The organism is Burkholderia sp. Bp9031, from assembly GCF_003857965.1.
In the GTDB taxonomy this organism is placed as follows: domain Bacteria; phylum Pseudomonadota; class Gammaproteobacteria; order Burkholderiales; family Burkholderiaceae; genus Burkholderia; species Burkholderia ambifaria_A.
The window spans coordinates 34,778-61,242 of record NZ_QTPW01000028.1 but is presented as its reverse complement, the minus strand read 5'-3'; the positions used below and the strand labels follow the sequence as shown (position 1 = coordinate 61,242).

Below are 26,465 nucleotides of genomic sequence, written 5' to 3'. Positions count from 1 at the left end.
ATGCAGAAGATCCTGGTCGCACGTCCGATTTTTCCGGACGTGATCGAACGGCTCGAGCAGTATTTCGAAGTCGACTGGAACAACGGCGACGCGCTCGCCCCCGATGCGCTCGCCGCGCGTCTCGCCGACAAGGACGGCGCGCTGACGGCGGGCGACCCGGTCGGCGCGGCCGAGCTGGCGGCAGCACCGCGCCTGCGCGTCGTATCGAACATGGCGGTCGGCTACAACAACTTCGACATGGCCGCGTTCAACGCGGCGAACGTGCTCGGCACCAACACGCCCGACGTACTGAACGAGTCGACCGCGGATTTCGGCTGGGCGCTGATGATGGCCGCCGCGCGCCGGATCGCAGAATCCGAGCACTGGCTGCGCGCGGGGCACTGGCAGAAGTGGACGTACGACGGATTCCTCGGCAGCGACATTTACGGTTCGACGCTCGGCGTCATCGGAATGGGGCGCATCGGCCAGGCACTCGCACGCCGCGCGCGCGGCTTCGGGATGCAGGTGATCTATCACAACCGGTCGCGGGTCGCGCCCGAGATCGAGGCCGAGTTGAGTGCCGAGTACGTGGCGAAGGATGTGCTGCTGGCGCGCGCCGATCACGTCGTGCTCGTGCTGCCGTACACGAAGGAGAACCATCACACGATCGGCGCGACCGAGCTCGCGAAGATGAAGCCGACTGCGACGCTGACCAACATCGCGCGTGGCGGCATCGTCGACGACGCGGCGCTGGCCGCCGCGCTGCGCAGCGGGACGATCGCCGCGGCCGGCCTCGACGTGTACGAAGGCGAGCCGAGCGTCCATCCGGCACTGCTCGAGGTGCCGAATGTCGTGCTGACACCGCACATCGCGAGTGCGACCGAGAAGACGCGCCGTGCGATGGCGAACCTCGCAGCCGACAACCTGATCGCCGCACTGGGCGTCGGGCCGCGCGCGGGGCAGCCGCCGAACCCGATCAACCCTGACGTGATCGGGAAGCCGCGCGCATGACGACGATGGTGTTGCTGGCGGCGGTCGTCGTGCTGGCCGTCGCGCTCGCGTTGGCGATCGTCGCGATCGTGCGCGGCGGCGGCCGCCACGACGATGCGGCCGTGCTCGGCGACCAGATCGAGGACGCTGCTCACGCGCAGGCGCTCGCGGTCGAGCGGCTCGAACGCGAGTTGCGCGGTGAGATCGTCGAGAACGCGCGCGGCTCGCGCACCGAGCTGGCCGGCAGTTTCTCGCAGCTTCAGCAGACGCTCGCGACGCAGCTGACGAGCATCGCGACCGTGCAGAACAACCAGATCGAAGGTTTCGCGCAACAGCTCGGCAAGCTCGTCGCCGGCAACGCGCAGCAGTTCGACGCGATGCGCGAGAGCGTGCAGCGCCAGGCGCAGCAGGCGCGTGAAGAGCAGACGGTCGCACTGCGGCTGTTCGGCGACACGCTGAACCGACAGCTCACGCAACTGACCGAGGCCAACGATCGCCGGATCGGCGAAGTGCGTGCGACGCTCGAGCAGCGGCTGAAGGAAATCGAGACGAACAACGCGGCGAAGCTCGAGGAGATGCGCCGCACCGTCGACGAGAAGCTGCATGCGACGCTCGAACAGCGGCTCGGCGAATCGTTCAAGCTCGTGTCGGACCGGCTCGAGCAGGTGCATCGCGGGCTCGGCGAGATGCAGACGCTCGCGGCCGGCGTCGGCGACCTGAAGAAGGTGCTGACCAACGTGAAGACGCGCGGCACTTGGGGCGAGGTGCAGCTAGAGGCCTTGCTCGAGCAGATGCTCACGCCCGACCAGTACGCGAAGAACGTCGCGACGGTGCCGAAGAGCAGCGAACGCGTCGAGTTCGCAATCCGGCTGCCGGGGCGCGACGCCGGCACGCGTGACGCACCGCCGGTGTGGCTGCCGATCGACGCGAAATTTCCGCGCGAGGACTACGAGCGGCTGATCGATGCGCAGGAACGTGCCGATTCGGTGGCGGTGGAGGACGCGGCCCGTGCGCTCGAAACGCGCGTGCGGATGGAAGCGAGGACGATCGCCGAGAAGTACGTTGCACCGCCGCATACGACCGATTTCGCGCTGCTGTTCCTGCCGACCGAGGGGCTCTATGCGGAGATCCTGCGTCGTCCGGGGCTGACCGACCTGCTGCAGCGCGACTATCGCGTGACGGTGGCAGGGCCGACGACCTTGACCGCATTGCTGAACAGCTTGCAGATGGGCTTCCGCACGCTTGCGATCGAGCAGCGCTCGAGCGAAGTGTGGCAGGTGCTCGGTGCGGTGAAGACCGAATTCGGCAAGTTTGGCGATGTGCTCGCGCGCACGAAGGCGCAACTCGAAACGGTCACGCGCTCGATCGAGGCAGCCGAGCAGCGCACCCGCGTGATGAACCGCAAGCTGAAGCAGGTCGAGGCGTTGCCGGGCGATACGGCGGCCGGGTTGCTGGGCGCGGAAGCCGCGGACGGCGCCGATGCGGACGATGCATGACGCATGGCGTGTGCAGCCGCAACCGGCTGGAACGAAGAACGGGCGCCGCGGCGCCCGTTTTTTCGAAGCGGCGACCGGTGTGGCCGGCCCGCGTTCAGCGTGCGGCGAGCGCGTCCAGCGCGTCGCCGGTGACGCGCACGATTCGCCAGTCCGGCAGCACGGTCGCGCCCATCTTCTCGTAGAAATCGATTGCCGGCTGGTTCCAGTCGAGCACCGACCATTCGAAGCGCCCGCAGCGGCGTTCGACGGCGAGTGCCGCGAGGTGCTGCAGCATCGCGGTGCCGAGCCCCGTGCCGCGCTGCGACGGCTGCACGTACAGATCCTCGAGATACAGGCCGCGACGGCCGAGGAACGTCGAATAGTTGTGGAAGAACAGCGCATACGCGACGATCGCGCCGTCGCGCTCGGCCACGAGCGCTTCGGCGGCGGGGCGTTCGCCGAACAGTGCGTCGGCCAGATCGGCTTCGCTCGCGACGAACAGGTGCGTGAGTTTCTCGAACTCGGCCAGCTCGCGCATCAGTGCGAGGATCGCGCCGACGTCGTGCGCTTCGGCCGCACGGATCAGCGGCGTGCCGCTCACGCTTCCTCCGGCGGATCGGACAGCACGATCTCGATGCCGCCGAAGCGTGACGCGACCCAGTTGTACGCGTGGCAGGCGATCCACAGCAGCACGAAACCGAGGATCGCGTTCAGCAGCAGCGCGCTCAGGATCGTGCTCAGTTCGACCATCCCGTAGCGGATGTACGCGACCAGGATGCCGAGCAGCACGATCGGCACGCTGAACGTCAGGTAGACGAGGATCAGCGCCTTCGCGGTCTGCCCCGCGGCGATCGACGAGATTTGTTTCTTCATGTGCGGATTGCCCCCGTAGAGATATACCGATTGGAATTCAGATCAGGCCGTCGAGCGGCAGGATGTCGACCGGGGCGCCCGCGTCGACTGCCGCGGAATCGTGGCCCAGGACGATGAAACAGTTGGCGGCCGCGAGACCGCTCAGCGATGCGGAACTCTGCGAACCTGCCGGCGCGACATGCCACTGGCCGTCGGCGGCGCGCGTCGCGACGGCGCGCAGGTATTCGGTGCGCCCCGGACGCTTTTTCAGGGTCTGTGTGCTGAGCGCCGTGTACGTCGCCGGCGGCGGCGTGTGCGCGCCGGCCAGTGTCAGGAGCGCGGGGCGCACGATCGCGTAGAACGTCACGGCGGACGCGACCGGATTGCCGGGCAGCCCGAAGAACAGCACTTGGCCGGCATCGTCGCCCGCGCGCGCGAGCGTGCCGCATGCGAGCGGCCGGCCCGGCCGCAGTGCGAGGCTTGCGAAGGTCACGTCGCCGAGCCGTGCCATCACGTCGCGCGTGAAATCGGCTTCGCCGACCGACACGCCGCCCGACGTGATCACTGCGTCGGCCCGTGCGGCGGCGGCATCGCGCAGCGCGCGTTCGAGCGCGGCCGGATCGTCGCGGACGATCCCCAGATCGAGCGCGTCGATATGCAGCCTTTCGAGCATCGCGATCAGCATTCCGCGATTGCTGTCGTACAGCGTGCCGCGGCCGAGCGGCTCGCCGGGCTCGCGCAGTTCGTCGCCGGTCGAGAACACGGCGACGCGCACGCGGCGGCGCACCGTGATTTCGCGCAACCCGAACGATGCGAGCAGGCCGAGATCGGACGGGCGCAGGATGCGGCCGGAGGCGAGCGCGCACGCGCCGCGCGCGAGATCCTCGCCGGCCCGGCGGCAGTTCGCGCCGCGCGCGACGTCGTGCGCGGCGAAGCGGATGATGTCGCCGTCGACGCGCACGTGCTCCTGCGGAATGACCGTGTCACATCCAGCCGGCATCGGCGCGCCGGTCATGATGCGGATGCACGCGCCGGGCACCACCGTGCCATCGAATGGATGGCCGGCGAACGCCGCGCCGGCGACCGTCAGCGTGATGTCGGCGGCCGATGCAGGTGCGCCAGCGCTGCCGTCGAACGCGTAGCCGTCCATCGCCGAATTGTCGTACGCGGGAATGTCGAACGGCGCGTTCACGTCGGCTGCGAGCACGCGGTCGAGCGCGTCATGCAGCGGCACCGTGTCGTACCCGTCGACCGGCACCGCGAACCGGCACGCGAGCGCTTGCGCATCGGCGAGCGACAGCGGGGCATCGGAATCGGGGGCGGTTCGGGAAGCGGGTGAGGATTGGGTGATCATCAGTCGGACTGCGCCGCAAGGCGTATCGGGTTCGTGGCCGGCGGCGCGCGGAGGGCGCCTGAGCGCGGAGGCGCATGCGGCGGGCGGGAACGGATGCCGGTGCCGTCAGCGGCGGGCAAGCGCGGCGAGTTCCTGCCAGGAGTTGGCATTGTAAAACGCACGCTCGTCGCGAAACTCGACTTCGACCGTCTTGTGGCGTGCGTACCACGCACGGACCTTGCGCTCGCCGGTCGCGAGTCCTGCGGCGAGATCGTCGGCGAGCGATGTGCGCAGCAGCGCGAAGGTTGGCTGCGGCGAACGCGCGTGCTGCGTGTCGACGGTAACTGCCATCGCGATGTCGGCCTGCTGCGCGTCAAGCGCCGCGTGCAGCCGCGCGACGAGATCGGCCGGCAAATAGGGCGTATCGCACGGCGAGCACGCGACGAGCGGTGCGCGCGCTGCCCGCATGCCGGCAAGCAGGCCCGCGAGCGGGCCGGGGAAATCGGGTGTTTCGTCCGGCACGATGCGCGCGCCGAACGGCGCACCGAGCTCGGCGTAGCGATCGGCGTTCCGATTCGCGCTGATCAGCGTCTCGTCGACCTGCGGCGAGAGCCGGCGCAGCACGTGCAGCGCGAGCGGCGTGCCGTCGAGCAGCTGCAGGCCCTTGTCGGCGCCGTCCATGCGCGTGGCACGTCCGCCCGCGAGCAGCAGGCCGGTGACGGAAGGCGAGGCGGAAGCGGACATTGCGGGAAGTCGGGGCGGGCGGCGCGCGTCAGCCGCCGATGTACGACATTTCGACGCGCTTGCCGGCGCCGTCGGGCGCGGCGTCGGCGGCCGCGCTGCCGCGCAGTTGCGAATAGCGGTCGGTACGGGCCTGCCAGATCCGGGCGATCGCGGTCGCGATTTCGGCGTCGGTGGCGCCGCCACGTACCAGCGCGCGCAGGTCATGGCCTGTGGATGCGAACAGGCACAGGTACAGCTTGCCTTCGGTCGACAGCCGCGCGCGCGTGCAGTCGCCGCAGAATGCCTGCGTGACGCTCGAGATCACGCCGATCTCGCCGCTGCCGTCCGCATAGCCCCAGCGCTGCGCGGTTTCCGCCGCCGTGTGCGGCTCGAGCGGCACGAGCGGGAACTGTTCGGCGATCCGCGCGACGACGTCCGCGGACGGCAGCACTTCGGTCATGTTCCAGCCGTTCGACGTACCGACGTCCATGTATTCGATGAAGCGCAGGATCACGCCGGTGCTGCGGAAGCGCTCGGCCATCGGCAGGATCTCGCCGTCGTTGGTGCCGCGCTTCACGACCATGTTGACCTTGACCGGGGCGAGGCCCGCGGCCTGCGCGGCGAAGATGCCGTCGAGCACGTCGGCGCTCGCGAAATCGGCGTCGTTCATGCGCTTGAACAGCGTGTCGTCGAGCGCGTCGAGACTGACCGTCACGCGCGTGAGGCCGGCGTCCTTCAGCGCACGCGCCTTGCGCGCGAGCAGCGAGCCGTTGGTGGTCAGCGTCAGGTCGAGCGGGCGGCCGTCGTGAGTCGTCAGGCGCGCGAGGCGCTCGATCAGGAATTCGAGGTTCTTGCGCAGCAGCGGCTCGCCGCCCGTGATCCGGATCTTTTCTACGCCGTGCGCGACGAACAGCCGCGCCACGCGCTCGATCTCTTCGTGCGTGAGCAGGGCGCTGTGCGGCAGGAACGGGTAGTCCTTGTCGAATACGTCCCGCGGCATGCAGTACACGCAGCGGAAGTTGCAGCGGTCCGTCACCGAGATGCGCAGGTCGCGTAGCGGCCTGGCGAACGTGTCGGCCAAAGCACCGTCAGGGGTATGCGCGACGCCGGAGATATCCGGCATCCCGCTGACGTCGGCGAGAGGAATGATGCGTCGGGACATGTTGAAAGAAGTGCGAGCCAAGCCTCCATTTTAGCCTCAAGCGGCCGGCCGGGCCGGTGGGCGGAAACCCGCAGCGCGGAAATGGAAAAGCCCGCCGGAGGCGGGCTTTTCCTGGTCGGGCGACGCGCCGCTTAGCGGTGCGACGTTTCGACCTGCTGCATCGGGGTCGAGTCGACCGGCGGCAGTGCCTTGCGTTCGCGCGGCACGCGGGACGGACGCGGCAGGCGCGACGCGGCTTCCTGTGCGGCGCGGAACTTGTCGGCGTCCGTGTTCACCCACACGAGACCGGCCTGTTCCAGCACGACATCGAGGCTCGCCGAAGCGGGCGTAGCGACCGGCTGGGCGGGCGCTGGAGCCGGCGTGGCAACGGCTTCGACCGGTGCTGTCTCGACGTAGGCCGGTTCGACGGCTGCCGGAGCGACTTCGGCTGCGACGACCAGTGCCGGTGCGGCTTGCTCGACGGGCGCGGACTGCGGCGCTTCGACGGCAGCCGGCGTGGCCGGTACTTCGAACGCATCGGTCGGCGAAACCGTAACCGGAGCCGGGCCGGCTTCCGGAGCAGCGGCCGGCGCGACCGGTGCCGATTCGGCTGCCGGTGCGGGCTCGATCGGTGCGACCGGCGTCGCTTCGACACGAACCGGTGCCGGTTGCGACTCGACCGCAGCCGGTGCGACTGCTTCGGCACGCTGCTCGACTGCTGCTTCGGCAACCACGGCGCCTGCTGCAGCGACGGCTGCTACGGCGACCGGTGCGGTCGTATGGGCCGGCTCGACCGCGCCTTGGGCTTCCGCCGTCACCGCGTGCACGACGGCTTCGCCGTCCACGCCTTGTTCGGCGTGCTCGACGACTGCGCCTTCGTCCTCGCGCTCGCGACGACCACCGCGGCGGCCGCGGCGGCGGCGGCGACGTTCCTCGCCTTCACGTGCGCCGGCTTCCGCGTCGGCGGCGACATCGGCGCCCGGCAGCGCCGTTGCGACGGCCTGGTCGGCTTCCGCTTCCGGATGTTCGCCACGGGTGACGGTCTCGAGCGTCGCCGCGTGTTGCGTCGGCTTACGGCGCTCACCGCGCTCACGACGTTCGCCGCGTTCCTGGCGCTCGCCGCGACCGGCTGCCTCGACGGCTTCCTGTTGCTCGGCGCGCTCGCGCGGTTCGCGGTTCTCGCGCGGTTCGCGCGACTCACGGCTTTCACGCGGTTCGCGGCCTTCGCGCGGGCCACGGCCCTCGCGGCCGTCACGACCTTCACGGCTTTCGCGCGGCTCGCGGCCTTCACGCGGTTCGCGACCCTCACGCGGTTCACGCGGCTCGCGAACTTCCTTGCCTTCGCGTTCCTGGCGTTGCGACTGGCCGCGGCCTGCCGCTGCCTGATCGCGACCACCCTGAGCCTGCTGGGCGCCGCCACGGCGGTTGCGGTTGCGATCGCCGCCGCGTTGCTCGGACTTCTCGGTGCGCTCGCCGCGGGCGGGACGGGCTGCCTGTTCCTTCGCCGGTTCCGGTGCAACCGGCGCGGGTGCCGGAGCCGGCGACATGCCGAACAGACCCTTCAGCCAGCCAATGAAGCCGCCGCTTGCCGCAGCAACCGGGGCAGGGGCGGGCACCGCAACCGGCTCGGCCGGACGCTGCGGAGCCGGGCTCGGAGCCGGACGCTCGGGCGTGATGCCCTTGACGGCCGCTTCCTGCTTCGGCTTCACATCGGCTGCGCGCTTGCTGTAGCCGGTTTCCGACTCCAGTTCACGGGCGGCTTCCTCGGCCATCTTCCAGGACGCACGCGGATCGTCGAGGCGCGCGTCGTCGTGGCGCAGGCGCTCGAGCTTGTAGTGCGGCGTGTCGAGGTGCTTGTTCGGGATCAGCACGATGCCGACCTTGAAGCGCGACTCGATCTTGTTGATTTCCTGACGCTTTTCGTTGAGCAGGAAGGCGGTCACCTCGACCGGCACCTGGCAGTGGATCGCCGCGGTGTTTTCCTTCATCGCTTCTTCCTGAATGATCCGCAGGACCTGCAGCGCGGACGATTCGGTATCGCGGATGTGGCCGGTGCCGTTACAGCGCGGGCACGTCACGTGGCTGCCTTCCGACAGGGCCGGACGCAGGCGCTGGCGCGACAGTTCCATCAGGCCGAAGCGGGAGATCTTGCCCATCTGCACGCGCGCACGGTCGTGCTTGAGCGCGTCTTTCAGGCGCTGCTCGACTTCGCGTTGGCTCTTGGCCGACTCCATGTCGATGAAGTCGATCACGATCAGGCCGCCGAGGTCGCGCAGGCGCAGCTGGCGGGCCACTTCGTCCGCTGCTTCGAGGTTCGTGCGGGTCGCCGTTTCCTCGATGTCCGCGCCCTTGGTCGCACGCGCCGAGTTCACGTCGATCGCGACGAGCGCTTCGGTGTGGTCGATCACGATCGCGCCGCCCGACGGCAGCGGAACCGTGCGCGAGTACGCGGTTTCGATCTGGTGCTCGATCTGGAAGCGGGAGAAGAGCGGCACGTCGTCGTGGTAGCGCTTCACCTTCGACACGTTGTCCGGCATCACGATGTCCATGAACGCACGGGCCTGATCGTAGATCTCGGTCGTGTCGATCAGGATTTCGCCGATATCGGGCTGGAAATAGTCCCGGATCGCGCGGATCACGAGGCTCGATTCCAGATAGATCAGCATCGGCTGGCCGGCGTTGCCGCTTTGCGACGCCGCTTCGATCGCGCGCCACAGCTGCAGCAGGTAGTTCAGGTCCCACTGCAGTTCCTCGGCGCTGCGGCCGATGCCCGCGGTGCGGGCAATCATGCTCATGCCGTCCGGAATCTGCAGCTGCGCCATGGTTTCACGCAGTTCCTGGCGCTCGTCGCCTTCGATCCGGCGCGACACGCCGCCGCCGCGCGGGTTGTTCGGCATCAGCACGAGGTAGCGGCCGGCGAGCGAGATGAAGGTCGTGAGGGCGGCGCCCTTGTTGCCGCGCTCTTCCTTCTCGACCTGGACGATCAGCTCCTGGCCTTCGCGCAGGGCATCCTGGATGCGCGCGGAGCGCATGTCGATGCCTTCCTTGAAGTACTGGCGGGCGACTTCCTTGAACGGCAGGAAGCCGTGGCGGTCTTCGCCGTAGTTAACGAAGCACGCTTCGAGCGACGGCTCGATACGAGTGATGACACCTTTGTAGATATTGCCTTTGCGCTGTTCGCGCCCGGCTGTCTCGATGTCGATGTCGATGAGCTTCTGCCCATCGACGATGGCGACGCGCAGCTCCTCCTGCTGCGTCGCATTGAACAGCATGCGTTTCATGAACGACTCCAGGCGGCTCTGCTGCCGGCGCCTCGCGGTTGTCAGTCGCGAGGGCGGGAACGACGGCAGGCCGCGCCTTGTTGTGTTGTCACAAGCACGCTGGAGCGGGAAGGATGGCGGGGAGAATTGCCTGAAGAGGCGCTTGGGCCCGAAAGACGGGGCCGGCGGCCATAGGGCACCTGCGAACACGGCTTCAAAGCACGGCGTCCACACACCGCACGCTGCGAAAGCGCGCTAAGCCTGAGACCGGGGCACTGCCACGGGGGGCGCGCAATGCGTCGCGCGCGCCGACGGGCGGCAGATGCTGCGGCTTGGGCCGCAGCGGGGAGTATCGAATCCAGCCCGACTTTCCCGCCTGGGGTGTACTTCCCTGGTTTGACGTCGCCAAGCCCCGCACGCTTCGCGGGGCCAAATCGGGCGCAACGCCGTAATTTTCGCAACCGGCAGCCCGCGGACGCACTTCGCGCCGTCGGGCTGCCGATCAAATTCTTTTCAACCAACTTTCCGTTACCGCGGCGCCTTGTCGACCGAATCCGCCTGTGGGCGCGATCCTTGCCGACGGCCGGCGCCGTGCGTGCAACTTGCTGCATCTCTTTGATTAGGGGCGAGCAGCGGACCCCCGGCGCAAGTAAAATGATGGTTTGCGCTTGCGCCTTGCCCGATTCAGCCGGGGCCGGCCTGTCAGGCCACCCTCAACGTCAGGCTGGGCAAAATTATATTCAGTATGAATGAGTTAGGCAAAATATCCCAGAATTCGGTCGCAAGCGGCCAGGTATCGATGCTCCAGATCGACGAAAACTCGGCTGGTCAGCGGATCGACAACTTCCTGTTGCGCGTCTGTAAAGGCGTGCCCAAAAGCCATATTTACCGGATCCTGCGCAGCGGCGAAGTGCGCGTAAACAAGGGTCGGGTCGACGCCCAGTACCGCCTCGCATTCGGCGACATCGTCCGCGTGCCGCCCGTGCGGGTGGCCGCGGCCGACCTCGCGCGCGCCGACACGCCGGTCGTGCCGCCCGCGCAGTTCGACGTGCTGTACGAAGACGACGCGATGCTCGTCATCAACAAGCCGGCCGGCGTCGCGGTGCATGGCGGCAGCGGCGTCGCGTTCGGCGTGATCGAGCAGATGCGTCAGGCGCGCCCGCGCGCGAAATTCCTCGAACTGGTGCACCGGCTCGACCGCGAGACGTCCGGGATCCTGATGCTCGCGAAGAAGCGCTCGGCGCTCGTCGGCCTGCACGAGCAGATCCGCGAAAACCGGATGGACAAGCGCTACTTCGCGTGCGGACACGGTGAATGGCAGCCCGACTGGGGCCGCCGCCGCGCGGTAAAGGCGCCGCTGTTCAAGTATTCGACCCCGGAAGGGGAGCGGCGCGTGCGCGTGCAGGACGACGGCCTGCCGTCGCACACGGTGTTCAACCTGGTCGAAAGCTGGCCCCACTACGCGCTGGTTGAAGCGGAACTCAAAACGGGTCGCACCCATCAGATCCGGGTGCACCTCGCGCATCTCGGCCTGCCGATCGCCGGCGACGCCAAGTACGGCGATTTCGCACTGAACAAGGCGCTGGCGCGCGCGAATGCGCAACCGTCGCTGAAACGGATGTTCCTGCATGCGTACCGGCTGAAGCTCGCGCATCCGCTGACCGGCGAGCCGCTGCAGTTCGACGCGCCGCTGCCGGACGAATGCCGGCGCTTTCTTGATCAACTCAGCGCTCTGCGCGATACCGCCTGATTCGCATGGCCCGACAGCAATTTGATTTGATCGTCTTCGACTGGGACGGCACGCTGATGGATTCGACTGCGCACATCGCGCATAGCATCCAGGCGGCTTGCCGCGATCTCGGCCTGCCCACGCCGTCGGACGAGGCGTCCCGCTACGTGATCGGCCTCGGCCTGCGCGATGCGCTGCAGATTACCGCTCCGACCCTCGATCCGTCCGAGTATCCGCGGCTGGCCGAGCGTTACCGCTATCACTACCTGCTGGACGATCAGCGCATCACGTTGTTCGCCGGCGTGCGCGAACTGCTCGCGGAATTGCGCGATACGGGCTACCTGCTGGCGGTCGCGACCGGCAAGGGCCGGGTTGGGCTGAACCGCGTACTCGACCAGTCGAAGCTGACGAGCCTGTTCGATGCGACGCGCTGTGCGGACGAGACGTTCTCGAAGCCGCACCCGGCGATGCTGCACGAACTGTCCCGTGAATTGGGGCAGGATCTTGCGCGTACCGTGATGATCGGAGATACCACGCACGACCTGCAGATGGCCGCGAGCGCAGGGGCGGCCGGCATCGGCGTCTCGTACGGTGCGCATACGGCCGACGCGCTGGCCGCGCTGACGCCGCGCTTCGTCGCGCCGGACGTCGTCGCGCTGGCGGCATGGCTGCGGGAGCACGCATGAGCGCGGCGCCGGAAGCCGTGCGCGTGTGCGCATCGGACGCGCTGACCGACGGCGGCGCCGGCGTGCGCGTCGACGCGACGCTGCGCGGCGAGCAGGCGGTCGTGTTCTTTGTGCGCTACGACGGCCGCGCGTATGGCTACCTGAATCGCTGCGCGCACGTGCCGATGGAACTCGACTGGGCCGAGGGGCAGTTCTTCGAGTCGTCGGGCCTTTACCTGATGTGCGCGACGCACGGCGCGATCTACGCACCGGATACCGGCAAGTGCGTCGGCGGCCCGTGTCGCGGCGGCCGCCTGCGGCCGGTAGAAGTCGACGAGCGCGACACGCCGGACGGGCGTGCGGTATTCTGGGTGCCGGATGCCGACCTGGGTCCCGCCGCTCCGCCCCCTCCCGCCACGACCGACTGACGACACTACTGCATGGCCGATCAACCGAACACCCCTGATTCCTCGTCCCGTCCCGACAGCCGCGAGCCGAACTGGGAGCGGGCGGCGCTCGAGCGGATCGCGCTCGCGGCCGTCAGGGAACAGCGCGCGGCGCGGCGCTGGAAGATCTTCTTCCGCTTCGCGTTCCTCGGCGTGTTCGTGCTGCTCGCGTTCGCGCTGATCGATTTCTCGAGCGATTCGAAGTTCTCGTCGAGCGGGCGCCATACGGCGCTCGTGACGATCGACGGCGAGATCGCGGCGGGCACCAACGCGAACGCCGACGACATCAACACGGCGCTCGATGCCGCATTCGACGACGACGGAACGGCCGGCGTCGTGCTGCGGATCAACAGCCCGGGCGGCAGCCCGGTGCAGGCCGGCATGGTCTACGACGAGATCCGTCGGCTGCGCACGAAGTATCCGGACAAGCCGTTGTATGTCGTCGTGACCGATATGTGCGCATCGGGCGGTTATTACATTGCGTCCGCCGCCGACAAGATCTTCGTCGACAAGGCGAGCATCGTCGGCTCGATCGGCGTGCTGATGGACGGGTTCGGCTTCACGGGCCTGATGGGCAAGCTCGGCGTCGATCGCCGTCTGCACACGTCGGGTGAAAACAAGGGCTTCTACGACCCGTTCTCGCCCGAGACGCCGAAGATGGACGCCCATGCGCAGGCGCTGCTCGACCAGGTCCATGCGCAGTTCATCAAGGCGGTGAAGGATGGTCGCGGCAAGCGGCTGCACGAAACGCCCGATATGTTCTCGGGCCTGTTCTGGACGGGCGAGAAGAGCGTGGAGCTGGGGCTCGCCGATGCCTATGGCACGACCGACACGGTCGCGCGCGACGTGCTGAAGGCGCCGGACCTCGTCGACTACACGGTGAAGGAAAGCCTGACGAACCGCGTCGCGCGCAAATTCGGCGCGGCGGTTGGCGGAGCGGCGATGAAGGCCCTCACCGCGGGCGGCACGTCGTTCAGCCTGCGCTGAGCGGCGGTCGGGCCGCCGCCGCGGCGAACGGAGCCGGGTGCCCCGTGCCGCGAAGCGGCTCCGGCTGCGAGCGTCAGTTCGCGAGCAGGAGGAAGATGGCGGGGCGCTTGTGCAGATTCGGCGCGGGCGCCTTTTTCCAGTCGGCTACCGAGCGGCTGGCGATTGTCTCGGTCTCGAGGGTCAGGTCGGCCGCGACGCAGATCTGTGTCGACGGTGCGCAAGTTGCGACGAGCGTGTCGAGCATCGCGTGGTTGCGGTATGGCGTCTCGATGAAGATCTGCGTCTGGCGCGCCTTGCGCGACAGTTGCTCGAGTTCGCGCAGGCGCTTCGCGCGCGCGGCCGCATCGACCGGCAGGTAGCCGTTGAACGCGAAACTCTGGCCATTCAGGCCCGACGCCATCAGCGCGAGCAGGATCGAACTCGGCCCGACGAGCGGCACGACCTTCACGCCGCGCTCGTGCGCCCGGCGGACCAGCAGCGCGCCGGGATCGGCAACGGCGGGGCAGCCGGCCTCGGACACGAGCCCCGCATCCGCACCCGCCAGCACTGGCGCCAGCAGCCGGTCGATCTCGCCGGCCGGCGTGTTGACGTTCAGTTCGCGGATCTCGATTTCCTGGATCGGCCGCGTCGTGCCGATCTTCTTCAGGAACACGCGGGTCGTTTTCGCGTTTTCGCCGATGTAGTAGCCGAGCGTGCCGGCACGCGCTTGCACGGCCGCAGGCAGTACGGCGGCGAGCATCGATTCGTCGCCTTCGCCGAGGGTGTTCGGGACGAGATAGAGCGTTCCGGCCGTCATGCGCGGTCTCCCTGGGTAGCGAACAGCGGGTAGCCTGCGGCGCGCAGCATCCGTGTGAGCGCGATCAGTGGCAAGCCGACGAGCGCCGTCGGGTCGTCGGAGTCGATCGCGTCGAGCAGCGCGATGCCGAGTCCTTCGGACTTCGCGCTGCCGGCGACGTCGTACGGTGTTTCAACGCGCAGGTACGCATCGAGTTCGGCTTCGGGTAGCGAACGGAAGCGCACGTGCGTGACGATGTCCTCGCTCTGCGTTTCGCCCGTGCGGCTGTCGTACAGGCTGAGCGCACTGTGGAACTCGACATTCCGTCCCTGCATCGACAGGAGCTGCGCGAGCGCGCGCTCGTGCGTACCGGGCTTGCCGATCTGGAGGCCGTCGAACGTCGCGACCTGGTCCGAACCGATCACGAGCACGCCGTCCGGCGCGTCGATCGTCGCGGCGACCGCGCGCGCCTTCGCGCCGGCGAGGCGCAGCGCGGTCGCGGCCGGCGTTTCGCCCGCGAGCGGGGTTTCGTCGAGGTCGGGCGACACGACGTCGAACGGCAGGCCGAGGCGCTCGAGGAGCGCGCGGCGGTAGCGGGAACTGGAGGCGAGAATCAGCCGCGGCGGGCGGCAAACGGTATCCGGCATGGTCGGTTGGATCGGTGAGTCGTCGGGCGTGAAGCGGTGTTGCGAGGGCGCAAGCATAAGTGATTGACCGAAAAAGGTAAAACAGGTATGCTTTCCCGCTTTTCGTCGACAGGCTTTCGCTGTGGTGGCGCCTGCCGATCTTCGGAAGTAAAGTACGTCATCGTACGCGGCGTAGATCGCGTACGTAACGGTACGTAGGTAAGGGTGCGTAAGTAAGCGGCGCCAAATGATCGGCGCCCGCAAGCCGGATCCCGCAAGTCAGCCTGTAGGCAGGAGCGCAACATGAACACTTCTTCTGGCAAGCCTGCAGCATCGCTTGATCCGCACGCAGTCGACCTGTTCGAATTCGCCCGCAGCGGGCGGCAGGCAGCGGGCGCCGTGCGTCTGTCGCAACTGCCGCGCATGTTGAATGAAGTGCCGGCGGACGCGTCTGATCGCGACACGGTCTTCACGTGGCAGGCCGAAGGGTTCACCCAGAAGGAGTTGCAGGACGACGGCGCCGATGGGCAGCAGCCGTATCTGCGCCTCGCGGTGCACGGCCATGCATGGCTCACGTGCCAGCGCTGCATGACTCCGTACGACCAGGCGTTCGACATCGACATGACGTACCGGGTCGTCGCGACCGAAGAGGAAGCTGAAGAATTTCCGCTCGACGACGATGAAGCCGATGTGATCGTGGGCTCACGCCAGTTCGATCTCGTCGACTTGATCGAAGAGGAGTTGCTGCTTTCGTTGCCGCTCGTGCCCAAGCACGAGGTTTGCCCGGCAGTCCACGAAAGCCTCATGTCGGGTGCGAGCGGTCCTTCGGAAGACGCGGACGATGAGTCCGCCGACGGCGAGGACGAAGGCAAACGGCCGAATCCGTTCGCAGCGCTGGAAGCGTTGAAGAAGGACGGGGACGGCAGCAAGAAACACTAAGCAGTTGTGGCGCGGGAAGGCGTAAGGGCTTTGGGCCAGGGTAGTCAAGCGCCGGATCGGGCTGTGTTAGAATCCGGAAAATTATTTAGGAGTTAGTCATGGCAGTCCAGCAAAACAAGAAGTCGCCGTCGAAGCGCGGCATGCATCGTTCGCACGATTTCCTGACGGCAGCGCCGCTGGCAGTCGAGCCGAGCACGGGTGAAGTGCACCTGCGTCACCACGTCAGCCCGAACGGCTACTATCGCGGCAAGAAAGTCGTCAAGACGAAGAACGACTAAGCGTCAAGTCACGCGTTGCGCGCTACGATCGCCGTTCGCGTGACAACTGGTTCGCTTGACACTTTCCTGGCTCAACAAAAAGGCGGCATTCAACTGCCGCTTTTTTGTGCCTGAAATTCGTCGCATTCCATGACCGTAAAGCTCACAATCGATTGCATGGGAGGCGACCACGGCCCGTCCGTGACCGTTCCCGCGGCAGTCAAGTTCGTCCGCGCGCATCCCGATGCGCATCTGATGCTCGTCGGCATCGAAAGCGCGATCCGCGCTCAGCTGAAAAAGCTGAAGGCCCTCGACGATCCCGCGCTGACCATCGTGCCCGCCACCGAAGTCGTGGCGATGGACGACCCTGTCGAAGTGGCGCTGCGCAAGAAGAAGGATTCTTCGATGCGTGTCGCGCTCAATCACGTCAAGGAAGGCGCGGCGCAGGCCTGTATCTCCGCCGGCAACACCGGCGCGCTGATGGCCGTTTCCCGTTATGTGCTCAAGACGCTGCCCGGCATCGAGCGGCCTGCGATCGCGTTCGCGTTGCCGAACCCGACCGGCTACACGATGATGCTGGACCTCGGCGCGAACGTCGACTGCGAGCCGCAGCACCTGCTGCAGTTTGCGGAGATGGGGCATGCGCTCGTCGCCGCGCTCGAAGGCAAGGAGCGTCCGACGATCGGCCTGCTGAACATCGGCGAAGAGGTCATCAAGGGCAACGAGACGATCAAGCGCGCAGGCGAACTGCTGCGCGCCAGCACGTTGAATTTCCGCGGCAACGTCGAAGGCAACGACATCTACAAGGGCACGGTCGACGTGATCGTCTGCGATGGCTTCGTCGGCAACGTCGCGCTGAAGACGTCCGAAGGGCTCGCGCAGATGCTGTCCGACATCATCCGCGAGGAGTTCGGCCGTTCGCTGATGTCGAAGCTGATGGCGCTGCTCGCGCTGCCGGTGCTGATGCGCTTCAAGAAGCGCGTCGACCATCGCCAGTACAACGGCGCGGCGCTGCTGGGGCTGAAGAGCCTCGTGATCAAAAGCCACGGTTCGGCCGATGCCTACGCGTTTGAGTGGGCGATCAAACGCGGGTATGATGCCGTCAAAAACGGCGTGCTGGAGCGCCTCGCGCGCGCGATGGCGGACAATTCGGTGTCGCTCGGCGACGGCGAACACGACGCGGGCGGCGCGGGCCAGACGAGCCCGGCCGCAGGCCATCACGCCGAACCTTCCGCTGCGCAATCCTCTAAAGCATAAATGGCCCAATCGACTCTCTATTCCCGCGTGCTCGGCACGGGCAGCTACCTGCCGCCCGACCGCGTCACGAACCAGCAGCTCGCCGATCGTCTCGCGAAGGAAGGCATCGAGACGAGCGATGAGTGGATCGTTGCGCGCACGGGCATCCATGCGCGCCATTTCGCCGCACCGGACGTCACGACGAGCGATCTCGCGCTCGAAGCGTCGCGCCGTGCGATCGAGGCAGCCGACATCGATCCGCAGTCGATCGATCTGATCATCGTCGCGACTTCGACCCCCGATTTCGTGTTCCCCAGCACGGCTTGCCTGCTGCAGAACAAGCTCGGCATCAAGAACGGCGGCGCGGCATTCGACGTGCAGGCCGTATGCTCGGGCTTCGCCTATGCGATGGCGACGGCCGACAGCTTCATCCGCAGCGGCCAGCACCGCACGGCGCTCATCGTCGGTGCTGAGACGTTCTCGCGCATTCTCGATTTCAAGGACCGCACGACCTGCGTGCTGTTCGGCGACGGCGCGGGCGCGGTGATCCTGTCCGCATCGGAAGAGCCGGGCGTGCTCGGCAGCGCGCTGCATGCGGACGGCAGCTATTCGAACATCCTCTGCACGCCGGGCAACGTCAATCGCGGCGTGATCGACGGCAGCGCGTTCCTGTACATGGACGGGCAGGCCGTGTTCAAGCTCGCGGTCAACGTGCTCGAAAAGGTCGCGATCGAGGCGCTCGCCAAGGCGAATCTCGCACCCGAGCAGGTCGACTGGCTGATTCCGCACCAGGCCAACATCCGCATCATGACCAGCACCTGCCGCAAGCTCGGCCTGCCGCAGGAGCGCATGGTCGTGACGGTCGACCAGCACGGCAACACGTCGGCTGCATCGATCCCGCTGGCGCTCGACGCCGCGGTGCGCGACGGTCGCATCCAGCGCGGTCAGCACGTGCTGATCGAAGGCGTCGGCGGCGGCTTCACCTGGGGCGCGTCGGTCTTCCGCTTCTGATCCGCGGCGCGCGCGAGCTGCGCGCGGATCCCGAACCGGCGCGCCGTTCGCGCGCGCCGTCCGAATCGATTCAATTGGGGACGATATGAAATTTGCATTCGTTTTTCCGGGGCAGGGCTCGCAGTCGGTCGGCATGCTCAACGCATTCGCCGACCGCGCCGTCGTGCGCGAGACGCTCCAGGAAGCATCCGATGCACTCAATCAGGATCTCGGCAAGCTGATCGCCGAAGGTCCGGCCGAAGAGCTGAATCTGACCACCAACACGCAGCCCGTGATGCTGACGGCCGCCTATGCGTGCTATCGCGCATGGCAGCAGGCCGGCGGCCATGCGCCGTCGATCGTTGCGGGCCACAGCCTCGGCGAATACACGGCGCTCGTCGCGGCGGGCGCGATCGCGTTCAAGGACGCGGTGCCGCTCGTGCGCTTCCGCGCGCAGGCGATGCAGACGGCTGTGCCGGTTGGCCAGGGCGGCATGGCCGCGATCCTGGGTCTCGATGACGACACGGTGCGCGCGGTGTGTGCCGAAGCCGCGGAAGCGGGCGTCGTCGAAGCCGTGAACTTCAACGCACCGGCGCAGGTCGTGATCGCGGGCGCGAAGGCGGCCGTCGAGAAGGCATGCGAGATCGCGAAGGCGAAGGGCGCGAAGCGCGCGCTGCCGCTGCCGGTGTCGGCGCCGTTCCATTCGTCGCTGCTCAAGCCGGCGTCGGACCAACTGCGCGACTACCTCGCGAACGTTGACGTCAAGGCGCCGCAAATTCCGGTCGTCAACAACATCGACGTCGCGGTGGTCGGCGATCCGGCAGCGATCAAGGACGCGTTGGTGCGCCAGGCCGCGGGCCCGGTGCGCTGGGTCGAGTGCGTGCAGCACATCGCAGGCACGGGCGTCACGCACGTGATCGAATGCGGTCCGGGCAAGGTGCTGGCAGGCCTGACGAAGCGCATCGACGGCAACCTGGTCGGCGCATCGGTGTTCGATCCGGCTTCGCTCGACGAAGCGCTGAAGCTGGCGACCGCCTGACGCGGCGCCTTTCCTCAAGAGACGGATACTCGATTCATGGAAAAGACTCTCGATAAACAGGTTGCGATCGTGACCGGCGCATCGCGCGGCATCGGCCGGGCGATCGCGCTCGAACTCGCGCGCCAGGGCGCGACGGTGATCGGCACGGCGACGAGCGAATCGGGCGCCGCCGCGATTACCGCCGGGTTCGCGGAAGCGGGCGTGACGGGCCGCGGCGCGGTGCTGAACGTCAACGACGCGGCGGCTGCCGAAGCGTTGATCGACGCGACCGTGAAGGAATTCGGCGCGCTGCACGTGCTCGTCAACAACGCCGGGATCACGCAGGACCAGCTCGCGATGCGGATGAAGGACGAGGACTGGGACGCGGTGATCGACACCAACCTGAAGTCGGTGTTCCGCCTGTCGCGTGCGGTCCTGCGCCCGATGATGAAGGCCCGCGGCGGCCGCATTATCAACATCACGTCGGTGGTCGGTTCGGCCGGCAACCCGGGCCAGGCCAACTACGCGGCTGCGAAGGCAGGCGTCGCGGGCATGACCCGTGCGCTCGCGCGCGAAATCGGTAGCCGCGGCATCACGGTGAACTGCGTCGCGCCGGGCTTCATCGACACCGACATGACGAAGACGCTGCCGGAAGAACAGCAGGCCGCGCTCAAGACCCAGATTCCGCTCGGCCGCCTCGGCAGCCCGGAAGACATCGCCCATGCCGTCACGTTCCTCGCATCGCCGCAGGCCGGTTACATCACCGGCACGACGCTGCACGTGAACGGCGGCATGTACATGTCGTAACGGTTTTCGTTTACCATCCGCGCCGTATCCCGTTTTTCAGGCGGACCGGCGCTTGATCGACCATCAAGCCAACGCGCGTTTTGGCGTCAGCAAACCTGATAAAATGCGCGCACTTGTAAATCTGAACTTTCCCTCGGAGGGGTAATGGATAACATCGAACAACGTGTCAAGAAGATCGTCGCTGAACAACTGGGCGTCGCAGAAGCCGAGATCAAGAACGAAGCATCGTTCGTGAACGACCTGGGCGCGGACTCGCTCGACACGGTCGAACTGGTGATGGCGCTCGAAGACGAGTTCGGCATGGAAATCCCGGACGAAGAAGCAGAGAAGATCACGACCGTTCAGCAAGCGATCGACTACGCTCGCGCAAACGTCAAGGCGTAAGCGCCTTTCGCGCTTGTTCGCCACGTCGCCGCGATCTTCGCGATTGACGCGCCATCCTGCCGGCATTCGCGCCGGACGGACTAACAGCCACAGGGCTCGCAGGGCTGGTTCCTGTGGCCACTGTGGCTTTTGTTTTTGTCATCCAATGGAAAAGAGGTTACCGTGAGCCGCCGTCGTGTTGTCGTTACAGGCCTGGGGCTGATTTCGCCTGTTGGCAATAATGTTGCCGACGGCTGGGCCAATCTCGTCGCCGGCAAGTCCGGCATCGCCACCGTTACGAAGTTCGATCCGTCGAACCTCGCCGTGCATTTCGCGGGCGAGGTGAAGGGTTTCAGCGCCGAGGAATACATCCCGGCGAAGGAAGCCCGCAACATGGATACGTTCATCCATTACGGCATCGCAGCCGGCGTCCAGGCAATCCGGGACAGCGGCCTCGAAGTGAACGAAGCCAATGCGGAACGCATCGGCGTGCTGGTCGGCTCCGGCATCGGCGGCCTGCCGATGATCGAAGACACGCACCAGACCTACGTCGATCGCGGCGCACGCCGGATTTCGCCGTTCTTCGTGCCGGGTTCGATCATCAACATGATCTCGGGCCACCTGAGCATCATGTTCGGCCTGAAGGGCCCGAACCTCGCGGCCGTGACGGCCTGCACGACCGGTCTGCACAGCATCGGCCTCGCGGCGCGCCTGATCCAGGCCGGCGACGCCGACGTGATGGTCGCGGGCGGCGCCGAATCGACGGTGTCGCCGCTGGGCATCGGCGGCTTCGCGGCCGCGCGTGCGCTGTCGACCCGCAACGACGATCCGGCCACCGCGTCCCGTCCGTGGGACAAGGACCGCGACGGCTTCGTGCTGGGCGAGGGAGCAGGCGTGATGGTGCTCGAAGAGTACGAGGCGGCGAAGGCACGCGGCGCGAAGATCTATGCGGAAGTCTCGGGCTTCGGCATGACGGGCGACGCGTACCACATGACCGCGCCGAACATGGACGGTCCGCGCCGCTGCATGGTTGCGGCATTGCGCGACGCCGGCGTGAACGCGGACGAGGTCCAGTACCTGAACGCGCACGGCACGTCGACGCCGCTCGGCGATAAGAACGAGTCCGACGCGGTGAAGGCGGCATTCGGCGAGCACGCGTACAAGCTCGTCGTGAACTCGACGAAGTCGATGACGGGTCACCTGCTGGGTGGCGCGGGCGGCCTCGAGTCGGTGTTCACGGTGCTGGCGCTGCACAACAGCGTGTCGCCGCCGACCATCAACATCTTCAACCAGGACCCCGAGTGCGATCTCGATTACTGCGCGAACACCGCGCGTGACATGAAGATCGACGTGGCCGTGAAGAACAACTTCGGCTTCGGCGGTACTAACGGCACGCTGGTGTTCAAGCGCGTCTGACGCTGAAATCGCTTGACGAGTCCATTCGATGCTCCGGCCGGGTGTCCGCAGCGCTTTGTGTTGCGGGCCTCGGCCGTGTCGTATGTCGTGCTGGCCGCCTTCGTCGCGGCGGCTGCCGCGTCCGCGTACCTGTTCTGGGCGCCGCGGGCCGGTGCTGCCGCCGGCGCATGCGTGTCCGCGGCGACGGCCGCGCTGCTTGTCGTGTGTGCCGCGCGGGCGTGTGCCCGTCGGCTGCCGGCCGAGCTGCGGATCGATGCCTTCGGGGAGATTGCGGCGTTTGGCCGCACCGGGCGCTTGCTGGCCCGGGGCCGCGTGACCGGCCATGCACACTGGAGCAGCCTGCTGCTCGTGCTGTCAGTCGGGCAAGGCGCCCGGCGTGCCCGGCCGCTGCTGATTCCGGCCGATGCGCTCGATGCTGCGTCGTTCAGCGCGCTGTCCGTGCTGGCGCGTACCGCGGGCACGGCGGGGCGGGCATGACGGCGGCGCGGTTACCGACCGTAACCAGCGGTCGGCGCCGGAACGCTACAATAACGCTCCGCGTTGCATCCCTAGTTAACGGATTTGTCAGGTGAGTGAAAAAGAAATCGATCAGGCTCTGGTCGAGCGCGTACAGAAGGGCGACAAGGCAGCGTTCGAACTCCTGGTCTCCAAATACCACCGCAAGATCATTCGGCTGATCTCGCGCCTCGTGCGGGATCCCGCCGAGGTCGAGGATGTGGCCCAGGACGCGTTCATCAAGGCGTATCGTGCACTGCCGCAATTCCGCGGCGAGTCGGCGTTTTACACGTGGTTGTACCGGATTGCCGTCAATACGGCGAAGAACTACCTTGCGACGCAGGGCCGCCGGGCACCGACCTCCACCGAGGCCGATGCAGAGGAAGCGGAAACTTTCTCCGACGCAGACCAACTAAGGGATATCAACACGCCTGAGTCGATGTTGATGAGCAAGCAGATTGCCGAGACGGTCAACGCTGCAATGGCCGTCCTGCCCGAAGAACTGCGCCAGGCGATTACGCTGCGCGAGATCGAGGGGCTGAGCTACGAAGAGATCGCGGAAATGATGGATTGTCCGATCGGGACGGTTCGGTCGCGGATCTTCCGGGCGCGCGAGGCAATCGCTGCGAAATTGCGTCCGCTGCTCGATACACCCGAAGGCAAGCGCTGGTAAGCGCGACGGGTGCAACGACGCGGGTCGGGGTCTAGTTACGGATAGAGTCGTGAAATCACGACGGGGTGTGTGCAAGATGGGGAGCATCATGGGGTCGGTCAATACGCAATCGCAAGCGTGCTCGCGCGGCGAGCGCCTTTCCGCTCTGGTCGACGGTGAGCTGTTCGACGGCCCGGATCACGGGCAGTTTCTGGTTGAGCTCGACCGCGCGGATCGCGCAACGTGGGCCCATTACCACCTGATCGGCGATGCGCTGCGCTCGGACGAGCTCGCGCTGTCGCCCGCGCTGAGCGTCGCGTTCACCGCGCGCATGTCGGCTGCGCTCGAAAGCGAGCCGCACCTGCTCGCGCCGGCCGCCGCGCCGGTCGCACGCAAGTTGCTGTCGCTGCGCCGCCGTGTCGTGCCGGCGTTCGCGGTGGCCGCCGCGGCCGCCACGCTGACGTGGATCGTCGTCCCGCAAATGCAGACAGCCGGTGCGCCGGGCGCCGTTCAGGTCGCATCGGCAGGCGCACCGCAGGGCGGCAACCTGCAGCGCGTGACGGTCGCCCAGGCATCGGCGCAGCCGGGCCTGCAGGACGTCAACATCATCCGCGACGCAAGTCTCGACCAATACCTTGAAGCGCACCAGCAATTCGCGCAGCAGCCTGTCGTCACGGGCTCGATGCCGCTGATCCGCGCTGCCGTGACTACCACGCCAGGCCAATAAACCCGATGCGGACATTGCAGTTGAATCAAGCCATCTCTGGATGGAAGCGGCTGCCGGCCCTCCTGCTTTGCGCAGCCGCTCTGTTGTCCGTTCAATCCCTCCCTGCCAGCGCCCAGCAACCGGACGATCCCGTCGCGACCCGCAAGGGCGCGGCGGAGTGGCTCGACCGCATCCAGCAGGCGGCACAGCAGCAGAGCTACGAGGGCACGTTCGTCTACCAGCGCGGCGGGTATGTTCAGTCGTCACGTATCGCGCACGTGGCGTCTCGCGACGGCGAGTTCGAGCGCATCGAGACGCTCGACGGCAAGCCGCGCAAGGTGCTGCGCCATAACGACGAGCTGTACACGTTCGTACCCGAGCGCAAGCTGTGCGTGGTCGAGCGCCGCCAGACGCGCGACTCGTTCCCCGCGCTGCTCGGCGCGGGCGGCGAGCACGTGATGTCCGTCTATGACGCGAAGCTGCTCGGCAAGGACCGTGTGGCGGGGCTCGACGCGCAAGTCGTCGAACTCGTGCCGAAGGATGCGTACCGCTTCACGTACAAGCTGTGGGCCGACGCGCGCACCGGACTGCTACTGCGCTCGCAGACGCTCGACGCGGGCGATCACGTACTCGAGCAGGTTGCGTTCTCGCAAGTCCAGACGGGCGGCACGGCCGGAGACAAGTCCTCGATCGCGGCCGGCATCCGCAACCTGGGCGGCTGGACGGTGGTGCGCCCGCCGGTCGCGACGGTCGACATGGAGGCGCAGGGCTGGCAGATCGCGCCGACCGTCGCCGGCTTCCGGAAGATTCGCGAGGTGCGCCGCCCGATGGCCGCGCGCGACGCCGGCGATCCGCCGATTGCGGTCGACCAGGCCGTCTTCACCGATGGCCTCGCGACGATCTCCGTCTTCATCGAGCCGGCTGAAAAGAACACGCGCAAGGAAGGCGCGGGCAGTACCGGTGCGACCCATGTTCTCGTGAAGCGCCGCGGCGACTACTGGATCACCGTGCTCGGCGAAGTGCCGCCGGCCACGTTGCAGCAGTTCGCGTCTGCCATAGAATACAAGGCTTCCAAGTAACGCTACGGCTTCCGACATGACGAAACTCACGCTGCGCAAAGTGCTCGCGGCGGCGGCGCTGTGTGCCTGCCTGCCGCTCGTCCCGCATACCGCGTTCGCGGTCACGGCGCCCGCCGCCAGCCTTCCCGATTTCGCCGATCTGGTCGAAAAGGTCGGGCCGGCCGTCGTGAACATCCGCACCACCGCGAACGTGCCGACACCCGGCCCGCGCGGCGTGCTGCCGCCGGGCTTCGACAACGGCGACATGTCGGAATTCTTTCGGCGTTTCTTCGGCATTCCGCTGCCGCAGGCGCCCGGCAACGGTAGCGGCAACGGCAGTGGCAACCCGAAGAACGCGCCGGCGCCGGACAATCCGCCCGACACCGAGCAGAACCGCGGCGTCGGCTCGGGCTTCATCGTGTCGGCAGACGGTTACGTGATGACCAACGCGCACGTCGTCGACGATGCGGACACCATCTACGTGACGCTGACCGACAAGCGCGAATTCAAGGCGAAGCTGATTGGCGTCGACGACCGCACGGACGTCGCGGTGGTCAAGATCCAGGCGTCGAACCTGCCGGTCGTCGCGATCGGCGATTCGAACAAGGTGCGCGTCGGCGAGTGGGTTGTCGCGATCGGTTCGCCGTTCGGCCTCGACAACACCGTGACGGCCGGCATCGTGAGTTCGAAGAGCCGCAACACGGGCGACTACCTGCCGTTCATCCAGACCGACGTCGCGGTGAACCCCGGCAACTCGGGCGGCCCGCTGATCAACATGCAGGGCGAGGTGATCGGCATCAACTCGCAGATCTACAGCCGCACCGGCGGTTTCATGGGCATTTCGTTCGCGATCCCGATCGACGAGGCGATGCGTGTGGCCGACCAGCTGAAGGCGACCGGCAAGGTCACGCGCGGCCGCATCGCGGTGGCGATCGGCGAGGTGACGAAGGACGTGGCCGACTCGATCGGGCTGCCGAAGGCGGAAGGCGCGCTCGTCAGCAGCGTCGAGGCGGGCGGTCCGGCCGACAAGGCGGGCATCCAGCCGGGCGACATCATCCTGAAGTTCAACGGCCGGCCGGTCGATACAGCGTCGGATCTGCCGCGCATGGTCGGTGACACGAAGCCGGGCACGAAGGCGACCGTCAGCGTGTGGCGCAAGGGTCAGGCGCGCGATCTGCCGATCACGATTGCCGAGACGCCGGTGGAGACGACGGCGAAGGCCGAGCAGCGCAAGAACGTGCCGCAGAAGCCGCGCCAGGCCAATTCGCTCGGCTTGACGGTCAGTGACATTCCGGCGGATCAAATGAAATCGCTGAAGCTGAAGAACGGCGTGCAGATCGACGGCGTCGACGGGCCGGCGGCCCGTGCGGGCCTGCAGCGCGGTGACATCGTGCTGCGCGTCGGCGACACCGACATTACGAGCGCGAAGCAATTCGCCGAAGTGACCGCGCAGCTGGATTCACAGAAGGCGGTCGCGGTGCTCGTGCGGCGCGGCGACAACACGCAGTTCGTGCCGGTGCGCCCGCGCCCGACGCAGAAGTAACGCC

At 67.1% G+C, this 26,465-nt stretch carries 27 protein-coding genes; 19 read left to right on the top strand and 8 right to left on the bottom strand.

Annotated features, from left to right (window positions below):
• Together DIE15_RS28305 and DIE15_RS28300 are read left to right on the top strand one after the other, a co-directional pair.
• Positions 1-990, top strand: coding sequence for a D-glycerate dehydrogenase (locus DIE15_RS28305; RefSeq protein WP_057928140.1), 990 nt, complete (start codon positions 1-3; stop codon positions 988-990).
• Positions 987-2,465, top strand: a complete 1,479-nt coding sequence (locus DIE15_RS28300; protein WP_057928068.1) for a DNA recombination protein RmuC — start codon at positions 987-989, stop codon at positions 2,463-2,465. Before DIE15_RS28305 ends, DIE15_RS28300 begins: the two co-directional genes overlap by 4 nt.
• 94 nt (positions 2,466-2,559) lie before the next feature.
• On the opposite strand, the gene DIE15_RS28295 is transcribed toward DIE15_RS28300, so the two are convergent.
• From DIE15_RS28295 to DIE15_RS28270, 6 genes are all read right to left on the bottom strand, one after another.
• On the bottom strand, positions 2,560-3,045 hold the full coding sequence (locus tag DIE15_RS28295; protein ID WP_057928067.1) for a GNAT family N-acetyltransferase: 486 nt from the start codon (positions 3,043-3,045) through the stop codon (positions 2,560-2,562).
• Positions 3,042-3,317: a hypothetical protein gene (locus tag DIE15_RS28290; RefSeq protein ID WP_006476519.1), complete on the bottom strand. Its 276-nt coding sequence runs from the start codon at positions 3,315-3,317 to the stop codon at positions 3,042-3,044. The genes DIE15_RS28295 and DIE15_RS28290 overlap by 4 nt, the downstream gene beginning before the upstream one ends.
• 37 nt (positions 3,318-3,354) lie before the next feature.
• A complete protein-coding gene (gene glp, locus DIE15_RS28285) occupies positions 3,355-4,650 on the bottom strand; it encodes a gephyrin-like molybdotransferase Glp (protein ID WP_124834866.1) in 1,296 nt (431 codons plus the stop codon).
• A 105-nt stretch (positions 4,651-4,755) separates the two neighbouring features.
• Positions 4,756-5,373, bottom strand: coding sequence for a molybdenum cofactor guanylyltransferase MobA (gene mobA / locus DIE15_RS28280; protein ID WP_124834865.1), 618 nt, complete (start codon positions 5,371-5,373; stop codon positions 4,756-4,758).
• Between the two features lie 28 nt (positions 5,374-5,401).
• Positions 5,402-6,514 (bottom strand): GTP 3',8-cyclase MoaA, encoded by a 1,113-nt coding sequence (gene moaA / locus DIE15_RS28275; RefSeq protein WP_057928064.1) that lies wholly within the window; start codon positions 6,512-6,514, stop codon positions 5,402-5,404.
• Between the two features lie 131 nt (positions 6,515-6,645).
• Positions 6,646-9,774 carry an Rne/Rng family ribonuclease gene (locus DIE15_RS28270; RefSeq protein ID WP_124834864.1) on the bottom strand — a complete coding sequence of 1,043 codons (3,129 nt, stop codon included), beginning with the start codon at positions 9,772-9,774 and terminating at the stop codon, positions 6,646-6,648.
• Between the two features lie 724 nt (positions 9,775-10,498).
• Between DIE15_RS28270 and DIE15_RS28260 the strand changes: the two genes are divergently transcribed.
• From DIE15_RS28260 to DIE15_RS28245, 4 genes are read left to right on the top strand one after another with little or no spacing between them, the layout of a single operon-like run.
• Positions 10,499-11,503, top strand: a complete 1,005-nt coding sequence (locus DIE15_RS28260; protein ID WP_057928062.1) for an RluA family pseudouridine synthase — start codon at positions 10,499-10,501, stop codon at positions 11,501-11,503.
• 5 nt (positions 11,504-11,508) lie between these two features.
• The gene (locus DIE15_RS28255; RefSeq protein WP_057928061.1) at positions 11,509-12,168 is read left to right on the top strand and encodes an HAD-IA family hydrolase; all 660 of its coding nucleotides are present in this window, start codon (positions 11,509-11,511) and stop codon (positions 12,166-12,168) included.
• Positions 12,165-12,575, top strand: coding sequence for a Rieske 2Fe-2S domain-containing protein (locus DIE15_RS28250; RefSeq protein WP_057928139.1), 411 nt, complete (start codon positions 12,165-12,167; stop codon positions 12,573-12,575). Before DIE15_RS28255 ends, DIE15_RS28250 begins: the two co-directional genes overlap by 4 nt.
• Before the next feature lie 12 nt (positions 12,576-12,587).
• Positions 12,588-13,580 carry a S49 family peptidase gene (locus tag DIE15_RS28245; protein ID WP_057928060.1) on the top strand — a complete coding sequence of 331 codons (993 nt, stop codon included), beginning with the start codon at positions 12,588-12,590 and terminating at the stop codon, positions 13,578-13,580.
• A gap of 73 nt (positions 13,581-13,653) precedes the next feature.
• On the opposite strand, the gene DIE15_RS28240 is transcribed toward DIE15_RS28245, so the two are convergent.
• Both DIE15_RS28240 and DIE15_RS28235 read right to left on the bottom strand, forming a co-directional pair.
• The gene (locus tag DIE15_RS28240) at positions 13,654-14,376 is read right to left on the bottom strand and encodes an SAM-dependent methyltransferase (RefSeq protein ID WP_124834863.1); all 723 of its coding nucleotides are present in this window, start codon (positions 14,374-14,376) and stop codon (positions 13,654-13,656) included.
• Positions 14,373-15,002, bottom strand: coding sequence for a Maf-like protein (locus tag DIE15_RS28235; protein WP_057928058.1), 630 nt, complete (start codon positions 15,000-15,002; stop codon positions 14,373-14,375). The genes DIE15_RS28240 and DIE15_RS28235 overlap by 4 nt, the downstream gene beginning before the upstream one ends.
• Before the next feature lie 282 nt (positions 15,003-15,284).
• Between DIE15_RS28235 and DIE15_RS28230 the strand changes: the two genes are divergently transcribed.
• From DIE15_RS28230 to DIE15_RS28170, 13 genes are all read left to right on the top strand, one after another.
• Positions 15,285-15,920 carry a DUF177 domain-containing protein gene (locus DIE15_RS28230; RefSeq protein WP_124834862.1) on the top strand — a complete coding sequence of 212 codons (636 nt, stop codon included), beginning with the start codon at positions 15,285-15,287 and terminating at the stop codon, positions 15,918-15,920.
• Positions 15,921-16,018: 98 nt separating this feature from the next.
• Positions 16,019-16,198, top strand: coding sequence for a 50S ribosomal protein L32 (rpmF, locus tag DIE15_RS28225; RefSeq protein ID WP_006051932.1), 180 nt, complete (start codon positions 16,019-16,021; stop codon positions 16,196-16,198).
• A gap of 129 nt (positions 16,199-16,327) precedes the next feature.
• On the top strand, positions 16,328-17,434 hold the full coding sequence (gene plsX, locus DIE15_RS28220; RefSeq protein WP_057928056.1) for a phosphate acyltransferase PlsX: 1,107 nt from the start codon (positions 16,328-16,330) through the stop codon (positions 17,432-17,434).
• Positions 17,435-18,424 carry a beta-ketoacyl-ACP synthase III gene (locus tag DIE15_RS28215; protein WP_057928055.1) on the top strand — a complete coding sequence of 330 codons (990 nt, stop codon included), beginning with the start codon at positions 17,435-17,437 and terminating at the stop codon, positions 18,422-18,424.
• A gap of 85 nt (positions 18,425-18,509) precedes the next feature.
• Positions 18,510-19,442 (top strand): ACP S-malonyltransferase, encoded by a 933-nt coding sequence (gene fabD / locus DIE15_RS28210; protein ID WP_124834861.1) that lies wholly within the window; start codon positions 18,510-18,512, stop codon positions 19,440-19,442.
• A gap of 36 nt (positions 19,443-19,478) precedes the next feature.
• Positions 19,479-20,228 carry a 3-oxoacyl-ACP reductase FabG gene (gene fabG / locus DIE15_RS28205; RefSeq protein WP_057928053.1) on the top strand — a complete coding sequence of 250 codons (750 nt, stop codon included), beginning with the start codon at positions 19,479-19,481 and terminating at the stop codon, positions 20,226-20,228.
• Between the two features lie 144 nt (positions 20,229-20,372).
• The gene (acpP, locus tag DIE15_RS28200; RefSeq protein ID WP_004197638.1) at positions 20,373-20,612 is read left to right on the top strand and encodes an acyl carrier protein; all 240 of its coding nucleotides are present in this window, start codon (positions 20,373-20,375) and stop codon (positions 20,610-20,612) included.
• A 162-nt stretch (positions 20,613-20,774) separates the two neighbouring features.
• Positions 20,775-22,007: a beta-ketoacyl-ACP synthase II gene (gene fabF / locus DIE15_RS28195; RefSeq protein ID WP_057928052.1), complete on the top strand. Its 1,233-nt coding sequence runs from the start codon at positions 20,775-20,777 to the stop codon at positions 22,005-22,007.
• A gap of 12 nt (positions 22,008-22,019) precedes the next feature.
• Entirely contained in the window at positions 22,020-22,484 is a 465-nt protein-coding gene (locus DIE15_RS28190; RefSeq protein ID WP_057928051.1) for a hypothetical protein, read from the top strand.
• A gap of 91 nt (positions 22,485-22,575) precedes the next feature.
• Positions 22,576-23,175 carry an RNA polymerase sigma factor RpoE gene (rpoE, locus tag DIE15_RS28185; protein ID WP_006752490.1) on the top strand — a complete coding sequence of 200 codons (600 nt, stop codon included), beginning with the start codon at positions 22,576-22,578 and terminating at the stop codon, positions 23,173-23,175.
• 88 nt (positions 23,176-23,263) lie between these two features.
• Positions 23,264-23,881, top strand: a complete 618-nt coding sequence (locus DIE15_RS28180; protein ID WP_057928050.1) for a sigma-E factor negative regulatory protein — start codon at positions 23,264-23,266, stop codon at positions 23,879-23,881.
• A 5-nt stretch (positions 23,882-23,886) separates the two neighbouring features.
• Complete coding sequence (locus DIE15_RS28175) at positions 23,887-24,939, top strand: MucB/RseB C-terminal domain-containing protein (protein ID WP_057928049.1); 1,053 nt, start codon at positions 23,887-23,889, stop codon at positions 24,937-24,939.
• A gap of 16 nt (positions 24,940-24,955) precedes the next feature.
• Positions 24,956-26,461, top strand: coding sequence for a DegQ family serine endoprotease (locus DIE15_RS28170; protein ID WP_057928048.1), 1,506 nt, complete (start codon positions 24,956-24,958; stop codon positions 26,459-26,461).
• Positions 26,462-26,465: the final 4 nt, after the last annotated feature.

Bases quoted from the DNA above. Each gene is read 5' to 3' on its own strand.
- DIE15_RS28305 (WP_057928140.1), top strand. From the start codon at position 1: ATGCAGAAGATCCTGGTCGCACGTCCGATTTTTCCGGACGTGATCGAA.
- DIE15_RS28300 (WP_057928068.1), top strand. From the start codon at position 987: ATGACGACGATGGTGTTGCTGGCGGCGGTCGTCGTGCTGGCCGTCGCG.
- DIE15_RS28290 (WP_006476519.1), bottom strand. From the start codon at position 3,317: ATGAAGAAACAAATCTCGTCGATCGCCGCGGGGCAGACCGCGAAGGCG.
- glp (WP_124834866.1), bottom strand. From the start codon at position 4,650: ATGATCACCCAATCCTCACCCGCTTCCCGAACCGCCCCCGATTCCGAT.
- mobA (WP_124834865.1), bottom strand. From the start codon at position 5,373: ATGTCCGCTTCCGCCTCGCCTTCCGTCACCGGCCTGCTGCTCGCGGGC.
- moaA (WP_057928064.1), bottom strand. From the start codon at position 6,514: ATGTCCCGACGCATCATTCCTCTCGCCGACGTCAGCGGGATGCCGGAT.
- DIE15_RS28270 (WP_124834864.1), bottom strand. From the start codon at position 9,774: ATGAAACGCATGCTGTTCAATGCGACGCAGCAGGAGGAGCTGCGCGTC.
- DIE15_RS28260 (WP_057928062.1), top strand. From the start codon at position 10,499: ATGAATGAGTTAGGCAAAATATCCCAGAATTCGGTCGCAAGCGGCCAG.
- DIE15_RS28255 (WP_057928061.1), top strand. From the start codon at position 11,509: ATGGCCCGACAGCAATTTGATTTGATCGTCTTCGACTGGGACGGCACG.
- DIE15_RS28250 (WP_057928139.1), top strand. From the start codon at position 12,165: ATGAGCGCGGCGCCGGAAGCCGTGCGCGTGTGCGCATCGGACGCGCTG.
- DIE15_RS28245 (WP_057928060.1), top strand. From the start codon at position 12,588: ATGGCCGATCAACCGAACACCCCTGATTCCTCGTCCCGTCCCGACAGC.
- DIE15_RS28240 (WP_124834863.1), bottom strand. From the start codon at position 14,376: ATGACGGCCGGAACGCTCTATCTCGTCCCGAACACCCTCGGCGAAGGC.
- DIE15_RS28235 (WP_057928058.1), bottom strand. From the start codon at position 15,002: ATGCCGGATACCGTTTGCCGCCCGCCGCGGCTGATTCTCGCCTCCAGT.
- DIE15_RS28230 (WP_124834862.1), top strand. From the start codon at position 15,285: ATGAACACTTCTTCTGGCAAGCCTGCAGCATCGCTTGATCCGCACGCA.
- rpmF (WP_006051932.1), top strand. From the start codon at position 16,019: ATGGCAGTCCAGCAAAACAAGAAGTCGCCGTCGAAGCGCGGCATGCAT.
- plsX (WP_057928056.1), top strand. From the start codon at position 16,328: ATGACCGTAAAGCTCACAATCGATTGCATGGGAGGCGACCACGGCCCG.
- DIE15_RS28215 (WP_057928055.1), top strand. From the start codon at position 17,435: ATGGCCCAATCGACTCTCTATTCCCGCGTGCTCGGCACGGGCAGCTAC.
- fabD (WP_124834861.1), top strand. From the start codon at position 18,510: ATGAAATTTGCATTCGTTTTTCCGGGGCAGGGCTCGCAGTCGGTCGGC.
- fabG (WP_057928053.1), top strand. From the start codon at position 19,479: ATGGAAAAGACTCTCGATAAACAGGTTGCGATCGTGACCGGCGCATCG.
- acpP (WP_004197638.1), top strand. From the start codon at position 20,373: ATGGATAACATCGAACAACGTGTCAAGAAGATCGTCGCTGAACAACTG.
- DIE15_RS28180 (WP_057928050.1), top strand. From the start codon at position 23,264: ATGGGGTCGGTCAATACGCAATCGCAAGCGTGCTCGCGCGGCGAGCGC.
- DIE15_RS28175 (WP_057928049.1), top strand. From the start codon at position 23,887: ATGCGGACATTGCAGTTGAATCAAGCCATCTCTGGATGGAAGCGGCTG.
- DIE15_RS28170 (WP_057928048.1), top strand. From the start codon at position 24,956: ATGACGAAACTCACGCTGCGCAAAGTGCTCGCGGCGGCGGCGCTGTGT.